The sequence below is a fragment of the Mycobacterium sp. TH-M103 genome (genome assembly GCF_057473785.1).
Genome location: NZ_JBYCLG010000288.1, coordinates 1 through 16,290, shown reverse-complemented (window position 1 = coordinate 16,290; position 16,290 = coordinate 1). Strand labels below are relative to the sequence as shown.

The window sequence follows — 16,290 nt, the reverse complement described above, 5'->3', positions numbered from 1 at the left end:
GTCACCTTGGAATACAAGCGCTTTTCGCCAGGCCCTGTGGACCGCCACGCGCCGGTGTACGTGGCGGGCCATCGCGGGATGGTGGGTTCCGCGATCTGCCGGCAGCTGTCGGCGCGCGGCTTCACCAACGTCCTCACGCGCACGCACGAGGAACTCGACCTCACGGATCGGCACGCGACCTTCTCGTTCTTCGAGCAGGCGCGGCCGCAGGTGGTCGTGCTGGCGGCGGCCCGGGTCGGCGGCATCCTGGCCAACAGCACCTTCCCGGTCGACTTCATCTCGGACAACCTGCAGATCCAGGTCAACGTCCTCGACGCGGCTCTGGGCCAGCGGGTGGAGCGCCTGTTGTTCCTCGGATCCTCTTGCATCTACCCGAAATTCGCTCCCCAGCCGATCGCCGAGGATTCGCTGCTCACCGGCGCGCTCGAACCGACCAATGACGCCTACGCCATCGCGAAGATCGCCGGGATCATCCAGGTGCAGTCCGTGCGTCGCCAGTACGGGCTGCCGTGGATCTCGGCCATGCCGACGAACCTCTACGGTCCGCACGACAACTTCTCGGAGACCACCTCGCACGTGCTGCCGGCGCTGGTTCGCCGGTACGACGAGGCCAAGGCCGCCGGTCAGGCGACGGTGACCAACTGGGGTAGCGGTGCACCGCGACGCGAGTTTCTGCACGTGGACGACATGGCCTCGGCCTGCCTGCACCTGCTGGAAAACTACGACGGGCCAAGCCAGGTCAACGTCGGCACCGGCACGGATCACACGATTCGCGAGGTCGCCCAGATTGTCGCCGACGCGGTCGGCTACACCGGCGAGACCCGATGGGACACCGGCAAACCTGACGGGACGCCTCGAAAGCTGTTGGATGTCAGCCGCTTACGGGCCACCGGCTGGACGGCTCAGATCCCCCTGGAGCGGGGAATCGCCGAGACCGTCGACTGGTACCGCAACCATCACCTGTCTGCGAGGGTCTAGCGTGGCCGGCCGAGCGCTGCTCGTCGCGGCCGCCGTCGCAGAGACAGACCAGACCATCACACCGCACGGCCATTCGGCGGCGGACACACAGCGGAGCGGCGGTCCCCTCGGGCGGCGACCGAACGTGCCGGGATATCCCAAAACAGCCATCCGGGTCTCGGCTTGCCGATCGGACGTGAGGCCCGCCCATGAAGAAAGCTGCTGGTGAAGGCATGGTTGCGACCGAGCAGGTGACAAGACTCTCAGACAGGAACCGGCGTGCGGGGGCGCGTTTCTCGCTGCGCGACTTCACCGGTGACAATTACAGCCGGGGCAGGCCGTTGCCGGTGCAACTGCTGTGGATGGTGGTTTCGCGCGCCGTCGCCATGCGGTGGTGGTGTCCCAACCGGGCGCGGGTGTTCATACTGCGCAGCTTCGGTGCGCGCATCGGACGCGGTACCCTCATCCGCCACGACGTACGCATCCACTGGCCCTGGAAACTGACCATCGGGCACGACACCTGGATCGGCGAATCGGCCTGGATCCTCAACCTCGAGCCCGTGACCATCGGCTCGAACACCTGCATCTCCCAGGACGTGCTGCTGTGCACCGGCAGTCACGATCGGTTCAGCCCCACCTTCGAGTTCGACAACGCGCCGATCTTCATCGGGGACTCGGTGTGGATCGCGGCGCGGGCGACGATCCTGCGCGGCGTTCGTATCGCCGACGGCGCCACGGTCGGCGCCACCGGACTGGTCGTCGAGGACGTCCCGGAGGGCGCCACCATTTTGCCCCCGCGCGCACAGGCGAGGGTGAAGTCGTGAAGGTCAAAATCGTTGGGATCAACTACTTCCCGGAGGTAACCGGGATAGCCCCCTACACCACCGGCATGGCGGAGGGCTTGGCGGCGTTCGGCCACGAGGTCAGCGTGGTCACCGGACTTCCGCACTACCCGGAGTGGCGAATCTACGACGGTTACGGTTCCCGGCGCACCTACCGCGAAACCCTCAACGGCGTCACGATCGAACGTCTGAGGCACTACGTGCCCGAAAAGCCAAGCCCCCGCAACCGCATCCTGATGGAAGCAAGCTTCGCCAAAGCGGTGCTGGCGACGGACTTCGACCGGTCGTCGGTCGTGATCGCCATCAGTCCCTCGCTCCTGGCGACGGCCGGCATCGTCGCCGCGGCACGGATGCGAAAGGTGCCCGTGGGCGTCGTCGTCCAAGACCTGTACGGGAAGGGCGTCGTGGAAACCGGCGCCATGGGCGGTAAGGCGGCCGGGATGGTCACCCACCTCGAGGCGCGGGTGCTGCGGGCGGCGTCGGGGGTGGCCGTGATCCACGACCGGTTCCTGACCGCCCTCGACAGCGCCGGTGTCGACAGTGCCAAGTCGACGGTGATCCGCAACTGGACACATGTCGGCGACACGAACGATCTCGCACCCCACGATTCGGTCGGGGTCCGCCGCAAGTACGGCTGGGGTGAGGACGAACTGGTCATCGTCCATGCCGGCAACATGGGAGTCAAACAGGGGCTCGAGAACGTCGTGGCCGCCGCCCGGCTGGCCGCCGACGAGCTACCGCGCGGCAGGGTCCGGTTCGCGCTGCTCGGCGACGGCAACCAGCGGCGCAAGCTTCAGGAGTGCGGCCAGGACATTTCCGCGCTGCAGTTCATCCAGCCGCTGCCAGACAACGAGTTCCGCGCCGTCCTGCAGACCGCGGATGCCCTGCTGGTCAACGAGAGGCCGGGCGTGGGGGACATGGCCGTGCCCAGCAAGCTGACCACCTACTTCATGACCGGCAAACCGGTCGTGGCCGCCACCGACGAGTCGAGTGCGGCCGCCGACGAGGTGCGTGCCGCCAGGGCCGGTGTGATCGTGCCGCCCACCGACCCGCACGCCCTGCTCGAGGCGGTGCTGAGCGTCGGGGCGGACACGACCGAGGCCCAGCGGTTGGGGGAAGCGGGCAGGCGGTTCGCGCGCGAGGTGCTCGATCGCGGCAGCGCCATCCGTCGCTACGAGAACTGGTGCCACGAACTGGCCGCATCGACTTCGAGGGTGGTGTGCGACCGATGACCTGGCGCGAGGGATTGTCGTCGTTCGTCGGGCGCCTGCCGGCCCGTCAGATCGGTAGGGCGGCGTCGTGGGACGGCGGGACCGCCGTCAAGACCAGAACGGTCCGGGTCGGCCAACTCGACGTCGCCTCGGCCGGTGCACCCGTCTGGGTGGTCGCCGGCCCGGTCCGCAAGGATGCGGGTAGTCGCGCGGGCGCGGTGCTGGACCGGATGGCGAGCATGGGGCCGCATTTCCGGGTGGGGCTGGGGCCGTCGCCGCACACCAGGCGGTGGCGCTACACCGAGAAGCCGAGTCGCAACGCGAAGGCAACCGTGGACATATCCGGGTGTGCCACCGCGCAGCAGGTGCTCGACCGCGTCGTGGGACACCCGGTCGCCGCGCCGATCTCGGTGGCACAGGCGGGCGAGTACCTCTGCGTCCGTTTCGACCACGGAATCGGTGACGCGCATCTCATGACCGAGACGGTGGCCGCGTTGTCGCACGCGACCGACGGCTTCGCCGACCCGCCGCCCGTGCCGACCATCACCAGCCCGGTGCGGGTCGCGATCGGGCACAACCTGAAAGCGGGATTGAGCGAGGTCACACGGCAGGCGGTCGGCCTGGCGCAGGCGCGGTCGTTCCCGAGCCTGGCCGGGCAGTCCGCGGCGCGCCGGCCGCAGAGGGTGCCGGGGCTCCCGGAGACGCAGGCGTGACGGGAGGCTACCGCGCGGTCTTCGTCAAGAGCGAGGAGCGCTTCGCCGACCAGGTGCGGGCCTGGCGCGACGCCACCGGGGGGTGTACTTCGCTGACGGCGTTGCTCATGTGGTCGATCTGCCGGGCGCTGCGGGACGCCGGCGTGACGCTGGCCGACGATTGCGGTGTGCTCGTCGACCTTCGCCGGTTCCTGCCGGCCGGGGCGCACACCCTTGCGAACTTCTGCACGGTCGCGCGCGTGCGCGGGGCCGCCGACACGTCCTACGAGAAGTTCTCCGCCGAACTCCGGGCCACGGCCGAGTCGGTCGGGCCGCTGGTCAAGCTCGCCGCCTACCTGGGCTCGACGCGGTTGTGTGCGGCGCTCCGCGGCCGCCGGGGCCAGCCGTGGTGGGTCGCCGGTTCTCCGCAAGGCTCCGTGGTGCACCTGACGATCTCGGACATATCGAAGATGCCGGCGCTCGCCAAGATCGCGTGGACCAGGCCGGCGGAGGCCGAACTGGCCGTAGCGCTCCCGCCGGGCAGCCCCGCGCATCTGTCGACCGCGCTGCGCGTGACCGCCCACGGCTCGGTCCAGGTGACCGCGACGTTCCCGGCCGCCCTGGTGGCCGTTGACACGGTCCGGGGCGCTCTGCAAGCCGCGCTCACTCTGGAAAACCTCTGTGCACCACCAGAAATCACGTGCGCGGTCGACGGGAACAGCGCGGCATGAGAATCCTGCACGTGGTGACGCTGGTCACCCCGGACGGGGCCTACGGAGGGCCCACCCGGGTGGCGGTCAACCTGTGTTCGGCGCTGCGCGAGCAGGGCCATGACGCGGTGATCGCCGCAGGCGCCAGCGGGTTCGACGAGCCGCCGGCCGCCGTCGGCGGTGTGCCCGCCCGGCTGTTCCCCGCCAAGCGGGTGGTACCGGGCTTCGGCTACGCGGCGACACGGGCCCCGGCGTTGGGTCCGTGGATCAGGGAACACGCGGTCAAGTTCGACCTCGTCCACGTCCACCTGGCGCGCGACCTGGTGACCCTGCCCGCCGTGGCCACCCTGCGGCGCATGCGAATCCCGTTCGTCGTGCAGACGCATGGCATGATCACCCCCCACAGTCACCCGCTCGCGGCGCCCATCGACCGGATGTGGACGATCGGGCTGCTGCGCGCCGCGGCGGCGGTCTTTCATCTGAATGCGGCCGAGCGCCATGACCTGTGCGCGGTCGGCGGCTCCGGGCTGCGGCTGCGCCAGCTGCGCAACGGCGTGGCGATGCCCCCCGTCACCGGCGATCGTCGCCCCGCGGGGGAACTACCCGAGGTGTTGTTCTTCGCGCGACTGCATCAACGCAAGAGGCCGGAGGTCTTCGCCGAGGCCGCCCTGGCGTTGCTGCGGTCGGGCGTCCGTGCGCGATTCGCGATCGTCGGGCCCGCGGAAGGGGCCGAGGCGGGCGTCGACGCGGTCGTCTCGCAGGCGCGCGCGGAAGGTTTCGGCGACGAGTTGATCAGGCGCGAAGCCGCCGTCCCGCCCGAACTTGCCGGGGAGCGAATGGCCGCCGCGTCCGTCTACGTGCTGCCCGCGGTGCGGGAACCGTTCGGCATGACCGTGATCGAGGCCCTCATGCTCGGCATCCCGGTCGTCATCGGTGCCGATGCGGGGCTGGCGGATTTCGTCGAAACCCACGACTGCGGTCTGGTCGTCGACGGCCGCCCGCAGTCCTTCGCGCAGGCCATCTCGGATCTGCTGTCCGACGAGTCGCGCGCCCGCGCGATGGGCCGGCGGGGGCGATCGGCCGTCGAGGCGGAGTACAGCATCGCCGGCGTCGGGCGCGAACTCGAGCAGATCTACGGCCAGATCCTGGAAAAGGGTGTCGGATGACGATTCTCGAGGCCCGCCGCTCAACCGGAACCCTGGTGGAAGTCGGCTTCGCCCTGGTGCTCACAGCCATCGTGGCCGCGTCGCTGTGGTGGGGATACCTGCGGGAGAACGCCCCGATGGGCACCGGCATAAGGGTCCAGGCGGACTTCACGGGCATGCCCAACGGGCCGGCGCCGGCCCACTTCGAGGACGGTCGGCCCGCTACCGTGCTGGCATCGTCCGGCCAACCCGGCGACCAGTTCAGGATCAGCGACGGCCAGCTGACCTACCAGCCCACCACGCAGGGGACCGCCGTCGCGTATTTCAGCACCCCCGACCTCGGCGCGTCGGTGAAGAGCATGGGCGCCCGCTTCACCTTCCGGGCCGGCCCCGGGCCGAAATCCGGTACGCAGAGCGCCATCACGTTCGTGGTGTCGAGAGGCATCGACCAACGCGTGCCACCGATGGTGCGGCCGCTACCCGTCAACCTCGTCGTGACCCCGGTCAATTGGTACGTCAGCATGGTCCGCACCGACGCCGACAATCCCGAAGTGATCGCCGCGGGCGAATTCAAGACGCCCATGCGCGAGGACGGAAAGACCGCCTACGAGGCGCGCCTCAAGATCGACGGCGCCCAGGTCACCGTGGACTTGCCGGGAACCCACCGGGTCTTGTCGGATCCGCGGTTCTCCGAGTGGCAGGGCAATTTCGCCACCTTCGAGCTTTTCTCGAACCATGGAGCCACCGACTCGGTCGGGGCGTTCGAGAAAATCTGGGCGACGGGCAGCAGGGGCTAGCGCCATGTCCGACAGGTTGTCGATGAGAAAGGTCCGCGCGGTCTCCGGCGCAGCGGATCAAGTCTTCTCCAGCATGAGCAATGGCCTGATCATCTATGCGGTCGCGGTCGTGACGCCGCCGGATAAATTCGGTCAGATCGCCCTTCTCCTCACGCTTCTCGCCGCGGCCATCGGGGTGCTGCGCGGCGCACTGGGGACACCGCTGCTGTTGACGGCCGCGCGCGACCGGTCCGACATTCGGCGGGAGGGGTCCTTCGCGATCACCAGTGCCCTGCTGGCCAGCCCGATCGTCGGCGGCATCATGTGGGCGGTCCAGGGGTCGGGGATAGGTGCGCCGGCGCTGTTGATCGTTGCCGCGACGCCGATCGTGCTCGTCGGCGATGTGCTGCGCTACGTCGTCATCGCCGAGGGCCGACCCCATGTCGCGGCGCTCTGGGACGGCGTCTGGTTCGCCGGTTCGGCCGCATTGTTGGTGGCGACGTGGCTGCATTGGTCGATGGCGACCGCCGTGGACCTCATCGGCGGCTGGGCCGCGCTGGCGCTGATTGCCCTGCTCGGATTGCTGATCGGTGTGCGCGTCGCCCCGCGGTTCACTCAGCTGCCGGCGTGGATGGCCGACGGCTGGCAGCATCGGGCGCGGTACGGCACCGAGTCCGGCCTGGAACAGACGACGGCGTTCGCGGTGCTGCTTTTCGCCGCTTTGGTGTTGAGCCCCGGGGTAACTGCCGCACTGCGCGGCGCCACGGCGTTGCTGGCGCCTCTCGCCATCTTGACGAGTGCGATCCCGCTGGTGGTCATTCCGGACAGCAGGCGGCAGAACATGACACCGCCGCAGGTGTGGAGGTCGCTGGCCCGTATCGCTTCGGCCTCCACTTCCGGGGCGATCTTGATCGGCGCGGCGCTGTACTTCCTGCCCGCCACCATCGGTGAATTAGTCCTGGGCCACACCTTCCGGGAAGCGCAGGCGATCACCCCCATCATCGCCTTCGAGTACGCGGTGGGCTCCTGGATCATCGCGGTCACAATCCATTTGCGAACCTTCAACCGAAGCGCCGACGCACTGCGGCTCAAGGCGGGTTATGTGCTGCTGATGATCCTCACTGCCCTCGGCGGGGGGATGCTTTTCCGCACGGCTGCGGGAGTCGCGGTGGGCATCGCAACGGCGACCACCTTCATCACCGCGATCGCGCTGCTGTTGTTCAAGCCGTGGGCCAGGCCGGGCGACGGCACGACTCCCGAATTCCTCGAGCCGGTGGCACCGGACCCGCTGCGCGCCATCCGGTCCGGGCAGGGTGCCGGCTCCGGCGAAGCGGGCATCGTGGCCGCTTACCGCCATCTGCGCGGCGCCGTGCCGGGACCCGTGCCCGCCGCGGTCAAACTACGCCTGAACGGGCGGGTGCAGTCGAGCCAGGCGCTCATCACGTTGTGGGCCCTCGCGACGATGGTCATCTTCGTGCCCGCCGCCATCATCCGGTTCACCGGCGTCCCCACGAGCTCACTGTGGCTGTGGTCGCTGCCCGGCATCGCGATCAGCGGCGCCCGGTTCGCGTGGCTGCTGGGCAACGGAGAACGGCGGCTGTTCGAGGTGATGTTCTGGGGATACAGTTACGCATTCCTGGGCCTGGCCCCGTTGGTCCAGCTGCGGGAGAACGACTTTCCCGACACCGTGCCCCGCGTCGACAGCACCTACACGGCCGCGGCCGCGTTGATCGTCATCGTCGGATGTTGCGCCTTCCTGGCCGGCGCGGCTCTGGACAACGCCACGAAACTGGGCCGGAGTTGGCGGGCCACCCAGCGCAGCCGCGATGTCGCGGCGACGTTCACCGTCAACAACGCCCGACTGGTGTTGCTGTGCGGATTCGCCATCTTCGCCAACATGTACTACTGCTCGAAGGTCGGCTGGCTGCTGTTTCTCAAGAGCCGCACGGACGCATTGAACATCGAAGCGAACGCCTGGGGCGAGACCAACGTGGGTGTGATCATGCGCTCGTGCAGCTGCATGGCGCTGCTGGTGGCCTTCATCGCGCTGATGCGGTTCCGCAAGGAGGCGAAGCTCGCGAACCTGGGGGGCGAGAAGATCTCCGCCACCGTCATGCGCAGCAACTTGGTGCTGCTCGTCATCGTGGGGCTTCTCCTGGCGAACGCCATGAACCCGATCTCGAATGCCCGTTACCTCGCCGGGACCGCGATTCTCGCCGCCGCAACCGCTTTCGGGCTGTTCGCCACCACGCGACGTTTCCGCGCCACCTCGTGCGGGTTCCTGATCGGACTGCTGGTGATCTTCCCGCTCGCCGACGCATTCCGGGTCAGCACGCAGGCCGAGTTGAAGGCGACAAACCCCATCGCCTCGCTGCTGTCGCCCGATTACGACTCCTTCGCGGAGCTGATGAACGGGTACCTGGTCGGGGCACAACAGGGCATCGTGCCCGGCAAGCAGTTCTCCGGGGTGCTGCTGTTCTGGCTGCCCAGAACCATGTGGACCGAAAAGCCGGTCGACACAGGGATTTACATCGCCAACATGCGCGGCTACCCGTTCACCAACCTGTCCGCGCCCCTGTGGATCGAGATGTATCTGAATGGCGGCTGGATCCCGCTGGCGGCCGGCATGTTCGTGCTGGGATACGCCCTGCATCGCTGGGACACCCGGCTGGACACCGAATTCGACGTCTACCGGATGCCTGGCCTGCTCGGCTGCATCCTGCCGTTCTACATGATGATTCTGCTGCGCGGCTCGCTGCTGCAGGCCGCGTCGTTCCTGTTCTTCATCGGGGTGTTCTCGACATTCGTGCGCGAGAGGGAGACGAAGACGAGACCAGGTGTGGCGGCGGTGCCCCGCCAAGTGCGGCCCAACCGTCGCGTCGAGTTGGTGAGGACGGACTATGTCGGTGCTTGAGAAGTTGCGCGGCCTGCCCCGCGCTGTCGGGCTGGGCGCGGTCGCGGTGCTGGCGTTGATCGTCGGTGTCGTGGCCTACACCGAACTGCACGACACCGACCGCCCGCAAAGACAAGCCGGGCCGCGCTACCAGCCGCCCTTGTTGTCGACGATGTTCGACTACAAGCCCACGCTACTGGTCGTCAGCGACTCCTACGCCGGCAACTATCCCGACATGGTGGCCGACAAGCTGGGCTGGAGCCTGGCCGTGGATGCCCAGGACGGCACCGGTTTCGTCAAGGGGGCCAACAAAGACTCACCCGACGGCAAGCCGTTCATCGACCGGCTCGGCAGTGATGCGGCGACCTACAAGGTCGACTACGTGCTCATCGACGGCGGCCGAAGGGATCTCGGTGAATCCCCCGATGCGGTGGTGGCGGCCGTCGACAGGTACATCAACAAAGTCCACGCGGAGTGGCCCGGCGCCAAGATCATCGTCGTACTCCCCACCTCCGCCGCCGCGGAGCCCTCGCCGAACTACCCGGTGGTGGCGCAGGCGATCCAGCACGCGGCCGAAAGCGTCGGCGCGTATGTGATCGACCCGGTCGCGCAGGGCTGGTACCGCGATGTCGATGCGAAAACCCTGCTGTGGCGGGACGGCGCCCACCTCAACTACGCGGGTGACCTGTACTACGCGAACAAGCTCATCGCGAACCTTCAGCAGATGTTCGGCCGCAAGCCGACGTGTCTGGTCGTGGGCGACTCGTTCGGTGTCGGAACCGGCGACCCGCAGGTGGTCACCTATCCCCACCTGCTCGCGGACAAGATAGGCTGCAACCTGGCGCTGGACGCCGAAATCGGCACCGGGTTCCTGCATTCCATCGACAACCTCCCCATCCCGACCGCGCCGTTCATCGATCGCCTCGCCCGCGACGAGGCGACTTACCGGTACCACGTCGACTACGTCCTGATCGACGGCGGCCGCGACGACCTCGGGTCGATGCCGGAGCCGGTGGTGGCGGCGGCTGACGAGTACATCAAGAGGGTGCGCTCGGATTGGCCCAAGGCCAAGATCATCATCATCCTCCCGAGCTACGTCACCACACAGGCGGCGAGCAACTTTCCCGCCGTGGCCGAAGGGCTGCGCCGCGCGGCCGACAGCGTCGGGGCCCACGTCATCGACCCGGTGGCGCAGGGCTGGTACCGCGGCGTCGACCTGAAGGCGCTGCTGGCTCCCGACGGCATCCATTTCAACGCCGAGGGAAACAAGTACTACGCGGACAAGATCATGGAGAACCTGAGCAAGATGGGCCTCGCGTAATGACGGCCATGTTGGCGTTGCTGGCCGTGGTCCGCAACAAGTTGTTGGCCCTGACCATCTGGGCGCTGGCGGGGGCTGCCGTCGGCGGCGGGATCAACATGCTCCTGCCGGTGGTGTACGAGACGAGCGCGAAGATCCTCGTCGTCGCGCCCTACTGGAACGACTCCACCGCCAACGCCGACCCCAACATGGGCGGTGGCAAGACCCTGGCCTACGGTGACGAATTCACCCAGCAGCGGATGGCCAGTTACGCCCGGCTGGTGACGACGCCACTGGTCACCGCCCGCGTCGCGGAACGACTGCACCTCGGGCAGTCCGGGGAAGCCCTCGCCGCCAAGCTGGACGGGCACATCATTCCCGACACCGTGGTGCTGGAAGTGAAGGCGCAGGATTCCTCCCCGACGAGGGCGGCCGCGATCGCCGATGCCGCCGCACAGCAGACCATCTACGTCATCAAGGAACTCGAGCGGCCGCCGCACAGCGTGGTGTCGCCGCTACAGCCGGTCTTCACCGAGCCGGCGTCCGTTCCGTCGCGGCCCATCTCGCCGCGGACGCTGCTCAACATCATCTGCGGAGCGGTCGTCGGGTTCCTGTTCGGATTGACCTATGTCGCTGCCTATGTCGCCGCGCGCGAGAGTCGGCGGGTGGCGCGGCTGGGGGAGGACGCCGGCCTGCGGACCGATGGGGGCGCATCGCTCGGGGAGGTGCTCGGCGTGCTCGAGGCTGCCGAACCCCAACGCCCCGGTGAGATTCGTGGTGACGTGAAGTTGCTACGCCTGGAGTTGGCTCACCGCCTGAACGAGGCCGGCGCCCAATCGCTGATGATCTCGTCGCCGCGGCCCTCGCCGGCCGCCAGCATCGTCGCGACGTCGCTCGCGACCGACTTCGCCGAATCCGGGTCCTCCGCCGTCGTCGTGTGCGCCGACTTCAGCGCCGAACAGGACGGCGAAACCGTCGGATTGGGCGACCTGCTGTGCACCCGGCTGCCGCTGGACTCGGCCATCCGGACGGACGAGGCGCGCGGAATCGACTGGATCCCGGCGGGCACGCCGCCGGCCAACCCGACGCGGGAGCTGACCGGGGCGAAGATGTGCAACTTGCTGATCGACCTGGCCGGTCGATATCGGTACGTGCTGGTCGTCGGCCCGGCGGCCCTGGAATTGGCGGACGCCGTCGACATGGCCAGTCAAGTCGGCGCTTCCGTTCTCGTCGACCTGGTCCCGCAGACTCCTGCCGAGGAGCTGCGCGAGAGCGCGAGGTTGCTGCGGCTGGCCCGCGGCACGTACCTGGGACGGGTCGTCGTTGCCGGCCAAGGGTTTTCAGAGGGGTTCGGATCCTCGCACTTCGGGCACCGACGGACAGCAGCATGAACATGAACACGTCATACGCCGTGAACGGAGAACGATGGAGCTACTGAAGAAAGGGTGGGCCGTCTGCAGGCAGCGGTGGCTGATCTTCCTCACCTTTGTGGCCGTCGCGGCCGTGGGTGCGGCGGTCTACAACGCAACGGCCGGTGAGGAGTACACCGCGTCCACCGAATTGTTCCTCCGGGCGCCGGATGTCAAGTCGTCCGCGAGCGCTTACCAGGGCGACCTGTTCTCCCGCCAGCGGGCGCAGACGTACATCAACATGTTCCAGAGCGACGAGCTGGCTCAGATGGTGGTCGACAGGCTCGGGCTGAGTATGACCCCGCAACAGCTCGTGTCCCACGTCTCGGCGAGCACGGTGAAAAACACCGTGCTGATGATCGTTTCGGTCACCGACCGGAATCCGCAGCGTGCGTCCAACATCGCCAACGCCTACGGCGACGTCTTGGGGAAGTTCATCGCCAAGCTCGAGAACGTCGAGAACAACCCCGACGTCCCGCCCATGGTCCAGGTGGTGACGAGGGCAAGTCCGGCCAGCGCGACTGCGGCCGGCCTGCCGACGCCCATGGTGGCGGTGGCGGCTTTGGTGCTGGCTCTGCTCGCCGCGTCGGGCCTGGTCTGGTTCCTCCAGCATTTCGACACCAAGGTCAGGTCGCGGCGCAAGATCGAGGAGATCACCGAGAGCGACATCATCGGACGGCTTCCGAAAACCCGGTCGCTCGGCTCCGGCGGCGATGCCGACAAGGCGTTCGAGGAGTCCGAGGAATTCGCCCAGGCGGCACTGCGCTTCAGCTTGAACGTCGAGTCAGTGCTGCGCCGACTGCCCAAAGTGGAGATCCCGCCGGTCATCGCTGTGGTGGCCGGCCACCGCGGTGACGAAGGTCCGGTCGCGACGCAGGCGCTCGCGCGCGCGTTCGCCGACCGCGGACGTACGGTGGGCCTCGTTCGCATCGCCGCACGCCGGCAGCAGTCGGGCAGGACCGAAGCGGTTCCGGCGGTTACCGCCTCCGCGGAGGCCGGCAACCGGGTCGACCCGGTGACGACCGTGTCGTGCCCGGCTGCCGGGCTGACCGCGGAAGCCCTCGAGCGCGAAATCGACGCCCTGCGCCCGGCGAGCGATTTCATCCTGATCGATACGCCCGCATTCCACGAGTCGATCGATGCGCAACTGGCTGTGGCGGCGTCGGACGCCGCGGTGCTCGTCGTGCGGCCTTCGTCGACGACCACGCTTTCGCTGTCGGAATTGGACGCCGGGGTGAAGGTGCTCGACGCACCCGTGCTCGGTGTGGTCGTCAACTTGGCGAAGGAGTCGTCGACCGTAGACGGGTCTTATCTATAAGGGGGAAACGGAATGAACACGGGGATTGGAACTGAGTTGATGAACGCAGATGCCGGGGCACATACGGCGGTGGCGCGCGCCCAGGAGAGCGAGTACGGCGAAGGGCACGACTACGCCGTGAGCCCGCACATCCGGCACGCGACGCTGCGGGGACTGCTGGAAAGCAGGATCGAGGCCGTGGTCAAAGAGGTGCTGGCCCGGCAGGGGTCGTGCGCGGTGCTGGAAGTGGGGGCCGGGCACGGAACTTTCACGGATGCGGTCATCCGCGCGGGCGGCATCCCGACCGTGACCGAGATGTCGAGGACGAGCTTCGACTTCCTCAGGCGGAAATTCAGCGACAGCCCCGACGTGTGCGTGAGGTACGACAGCGACGGAACCGCATGGCTCGACGGCGAGACCCAATTCGACCTGATCCTGCTGATCTCTGTCCTGCACCACATTCCGGACTACCTGGGCGTGGTGGCAGCCCAGTGCGACAATGCGCTGCGTCCCGGCGGCAGCGTCCTGACCTTCCAGGATCCGTTGTGGTATCCGCGGCAGGGCAAGCTCTCGAAGGTTCTTTCCTGGGGCTCCTACTTCGCGTGGCGCATCGGCCAGGGTGAGCTGAAACGCGGGGTGAGAACCCGTGCGCGCCGGCTCCGGGGCATCTACGACGAGTCGGAGCCCTCCGACATGGTGGAATATCACGTCGTACGCCAGGGCGTCGACGAACGCGCGCTGATCGAGTTGCTCGGCGCACGCTTCGCCGAGGTCGAGTTGGACGCCTATTTCTCCACCCCGCTGCCAGCGCTTCAGGCGGTCGGCGCAAAGTACTTTCCGCCCAACACGTTCGGCATTCTCGCCCGGGGTCGCAAGGCCGACGCCGACATCGGTCAGCGGCAAACGAGGGGATGACCGGCGCCACGCCGGTCTCGGCTCGACGGGCTCGCCAGGTTTGCGGCCGGGCAACGGAAAGCTTCGGCTGAGCCTCGGGCCGGTCGCACGTCGATCGCCTAGCTCGCCTCGGGCCGGCAGTGGGCTAGCCTGAACTTCGCTTCGTCGAACGCCGTGACCGGCGTGTGGTACGAGTCGCGGTGCCACCATTGGAGGTCCGTGAGCTCTTTGATGTAGCGGGCGGGTGCGCCGCCGTAGAGGCCGGACTTCGGCGCTTCGCCGTTGTCTTTCGCTTTCACCATCACCGACCCCGCGGCCAGGATCGATCGGTTCGGCAGGCGAGATTCCTTGAGCATGATGCAGGCCGTGGAGATGACCGACCTTTCGCCGAGGACGACGCGACCGACGGTGGTCTTGTTGTCGACCAGGTCCAGCTCGTGGCTCTGAATGATGCACTTGATCCCTGAAACCGCGGCATAGGGCTCCAGGATGACTTGACCGGAACAATCGATGTAATGCCTATTGGTGACGAAACTCTGCTCTTTCATCCACAGCATGCCGATGCGGTCGCTGTAGTCCTGATAACCCGGCGCCGCGGTGAACTGGTTCCACGACCCGATGAAGTTCTTGCCGTCCAATTGAATGTGCGCCACACCCTTGAAGACATTGAACGACGAGATGGTGCAGTCCTCGCCCAGCGTGAATTTGCCGCAGTCGAGAACCAGGATTGGCCCCACTTTCGCGTTGCCACCGATCTGATTGCCCAAGGCGCGCAATGCCAACCGCTTGAGACCGCAACTGGGTATCAGCCAAATGATAAGGGACAGATACCTATTGGGCCTTTTCTGTGAGCTCATCTACTATCCTTAACGATTCGGGCCACCCTGGAACCCCCAGCGCCTCCGAGTGCAGACGTCATACGTCCCCCGCGGGGCATGGCACGTGTTGTCCCGTTGCCGGACCTGTATTGCGTGTTATTGGCCGGTGCATACGGGAGGGGATACCCGTTCCGGAGTTCGCCACCCCCACCGACGGTGGGTGCGTCGCCCGGCTGACCGGCCACATCGGGTCCGACCGGCACCGGCCGTCGACGCTGTCGCGGTGTGACGACTCCGTCGCTGCCGCACTGTTGCACCCGCGGGCCGGGCCGCCGCAGTCGGCGCACACGAATTCGTTGTGCGACAGGAATTGCCGCGGTTCCGTGACAGCTTTCCATTCGCCAGGCGACGCAGCGCCGCGGGCGCGGAACATGCGATGGGTCGGCTTCACGAGAATGGCCGTCGGCGCGTCACTCGGGTAATCGGCGTGCCGACACCGGCGAATCATCACCGCGCCGGCGGCGTCGCCCCCCGGGCACGGCCCGGCGTGGCTCGGCTCCGGAGCACGATTCCGCGCCACCCGCGATCGCAGCGGCGGGCGCCGACGCTCGCGACCGGCGCGAAACGCGACTGGTTCGACGGCCGCGAGCACCGGATCACCCGCGACCGTCACGTTGATTCGAAGCATTGTCTGTCTGGCCGGCATCAGCAGCCCCTCAATGATCCGCGGTTGGCAGGTGCGCTCTCCGGCCCGCGGCGGTCATCCGAGGACCGATGCGGGCGCGAAGGTCGCGTCAATCGCTGCGCCGTCCATCGCCCACTCTCTCGGGTCCGCCGTTGCGGGACGATCGTGCCCCTCGGTGAGGGGACGAACGGGTCCGGTAGTGGCGGGGGTCTACCCCGACATCCGCCGCGAATGCGTCGTGAACCCACCATAACACCTATGACGTGATTGCATACCAAAAGCACTTGTACAAGGACGGTAGCAAACCGCGAGTCGGTACGACGAGTTTTGCTGCACGAACCCTCGCAAAGTTGCGCCGGCCGCCCCGGCGGGCCGGCTGGCGACTCCGCCGTCCGGGTCGGCCCGATTTTGCGGGCCCGTGGTCACGAGATCGTGGAGAGCCGATGCCGCCGCGACGGGCGAGTGCGGGCCGTGCCCGATGCCCGGGGTGACCCACGATCGGGCTGGAACGGGCGGTTTGACGGCAATGCGCATTGCCACGCGGCGCCGGAACTGTTTGCCCCCTAATATGTTGCAGTGACAAACCGGTCCAATACGCGGACTCCACGGATATGGGCGTCCGATCGGGACAAACATTCGCCGATGCGGTCGAGCACCGAGG

Annotated in this window: 13 protein-coding genes; 12 read left to right on the top strand and 1 reads right to left on the bottom strand. The window is 67.6% G+C overall.

Going from position 1 to position 16,290, the window contains the following annotated elements:
- Positions 1–6: 6 nt before the first annotated feature.
- From AC2VOR_RS16295 to AC2VOR_RS16240, 12 genes are all read left to right on the top strand, one after another.
- Positions 7–978: a GDP-L-fucose synthase family protein gene (locus tag AC2VOR_RS16295; protein WP_369737230.1), complete on the top strand. Its 972-nt coding sequence runs from the start codon at positions 7–9 to the stop codon at positions 976–978.
- A gap of 230 nt (positions 979–1,208) precedes the next feature.
- Positions 1,209–1,781 carry an LbetaH domain-containing protein gene (locus tag AC2VOR_RS16290; RefSeq protein ID WP_369737231.1) on the top strand — a complete coding sequence of 191 codons (573 nt, stop codon included), beginning with the start codon at positions 1,209–1,211 and terminating at the stop codon, positions 1,779–1,781.
- Positions 1,778–3,031 carry a WcaI family glycosyltransferase gene (locus AC2VOR_RS16285; protein WP_369737232.1) on the top strand — a complete coding sequence of 418 codons (1,254 nt, stop codon included), beginning with the start codon at positions 1,778–1,780 and terminating at the stop codon, positions 3,029–3,031. The genes AC2VOR_RS16290 and AC2VOR_RS16285 overlap by 4 nt, the downstream gene beginning before the upstream one ends.
- A complete protein-coding gene (locus tag AC2VOR_RS16280) occupies positions 3,028–3,723 on the top strand; it encodes a hypothetical protein (protein WP_486964120.1) in 696 nt (231 codons plus the stop codon). Before AC2VOR_RS16285 ends, AC2VOR_RS16280 begins: the two co-directional genes overlap by 4 nt.
- Positions 3,720–4,433 (top strand): hypothetical protein, encoded by a 714-nt coding sequence (locus tag AC2VOR_RS16275; RefSeq protein ID WP_486964119.1) that lies wholly within the window; start codon positions 3,720–3,722, stop codon positions 4,431–4,433. Before AC2VOR_RS16280 ends, AC2VOR_RS16275 begins: the two co-directional genes overlap by 4 nt.
- Entirely contained in the window at positions 4,430–5,578 is a 1,149-nt protein-coding gene (locus AC2VOR_RS16270; protein WP_369737234.1) for a glycosyltransferase, read from the top strand. Before AC2VOR_RS16275 ends, AC2VOR_RS16270 begins: the two co-directional genes overlap by 4 nt.
- On the top strand, positions 5,575–6,354 hold the full coding sequence (locus AC2VOR_RS16265) for a hypothetical protein (RefSeq protein ID WP_369737235.1): 780 nt from the start codon (positions 5,575–5,577) through the stop codon (positions 6,352–6,354). The genes AC2VOR_RS16270 and AC2VOR_RS16265 overlap by 4 nt, the downstream gene beginning before the upstream one ends.
- Before the next feature lie 22 nt (positions 6,355–6,376).
- A complete protein-coding gene (locus AC2VOR_RS16260; RefSeq protein WP_369737236.1) occupies positions 6,377–9,247 on the top strand; it encodes an MATE family efflux transporter in 2,871 nt (956 codons plus the stop codon).
- The gene (locus tag AC2VOR_RS16255) at positions 9,234–10,547 is read left to right on the top strand and encodes an SGNH/GDSL hydrolase family protein (protein WP_369737237.1); all 1,314 of its coding nucleotides are present in this window, start codon (positions 9,234–9,236) and stop codon (positions 10,545–10,547) included. The genes AC2VOR_RS16260 and AC2VOR_RS16255 overlap by 14 nt, the downstream gene beginning before the upstream one ends.
- The gene (locus AC2VOR_RS16250; RefSeq protein ID WP_369737238.1) at positions 10,547–11,917 is read left to right on the top strand and encodes a hypothetical protein; all 1,371 of its coding nucleotides are present in this window, start codon (positions 10,547–10,549) and stop codon (positions 11,915–11,917) included. Before AC2VOR_RS16255 ends, AC2VOR_RS16250 begins: the two co-directional genes overlap by 1 nt.
- Entirely contained in the window at positions 11,850–13,253 is a 1,404-nt protein-coding gene (locus AC2VOR_RS16245) for a Wzz/FepE/Etk N-terminal domain-containing protein (RefSeq protein WP_369737239.1), read from the top strand. The genes AC2VOR_RS16250 and AC2VOR_RS16245 overlap by 68 nt, the downstream gene beginning before the upstream one ends.
- A 39-nt stretch (positions 13,254–13,292) precedes the next feature.
- The gene (locus AC2VOR_RS16240; RefSeq protein WP_369737240.1) at positions 13,293–14,147 is read left to right on the top strand and encodes a class I SAM-dependent methyltransferase; all 855 of its coding nucleotides are present in this window, start codon (positions 13,293–13,295) and stop codon (positions 14,145–14,147) included.
- Between the two features lie 98 nt (positions 14,148–14,245).
- Here the strand turns inward: AC2VOR_RS16240 and AC2VOR_RS16235 are convergent, their stop codons facing one another.
- Entirely contained in the window at positions 14,246–14,983 is a 738-nt protein-coding gene (locus AC2VOR_RS16235) for a hypothetical protein (RefSeq protein ID WP_369737241.1), read from the bottom strand.
- Positions 14,984–16,290 lie beyond the last annotated feature (1,307 nt).

Coding starts and splice junctions, on each gene's coding strand:
- AC2VOR_RS16260 (WP_369737236.1), top strand. CDS start 6,377: ATGAGAAAGGTCCGCGCGGTCTCCGGCGCAGCGGATCAAGTCTTCTCC.
- AC2VOR_RS16240 (WP_369737240.1), top strand. CDS start 13,293: ATGAACGCAGATGCCGGGGCACATACGGCGGTGGCGCGCGCCCAGGAG.
- AC2VOR_RS16265 (WP_369737235.1), top strand. CDS start 5,575: ATGACGATTCTCGAGGCCCGCCGCTCAACCGGAACCCTGGTGGAAGTC.
- AC2VOR_RS16235 (WP_369737241.1), bottom strand. CDS start 14,983: ATGAGCTCACAGAAAAGGCCCAATAGGTATCTGTCCCTTATCATTTGG.
- AC2VOR_RS16270 (WP_369737234.1), top strand. CDS start 4,430: ATGAGAATCCTGCACGTGGTGACGCTGGTCACCCCGGACGGGGCCTAC.
- AC2VOR_RS16280 (WP_486964120.1), top strand. CDS start 3,028: ATGACCTGGCGCGAGGGATTGTCGTCGTTCGTCGGGCGCCTGCCGGCC.
- AC2VOR_RS16250 (WP_369737238.1), top strand. CDS start 10,547: ATGACGGCCATGTTGGCGTTGCTGGCCGTGGTCCGCAACAAGTTGTTG.
- AC2VOR_RS16255 (WP_369737237.1), top strand. CDS start 9,234: ATGTCGGTGCTTGAGAAGTTGCGCGGCCTGCCCCGCGCTGTCGGGCTG.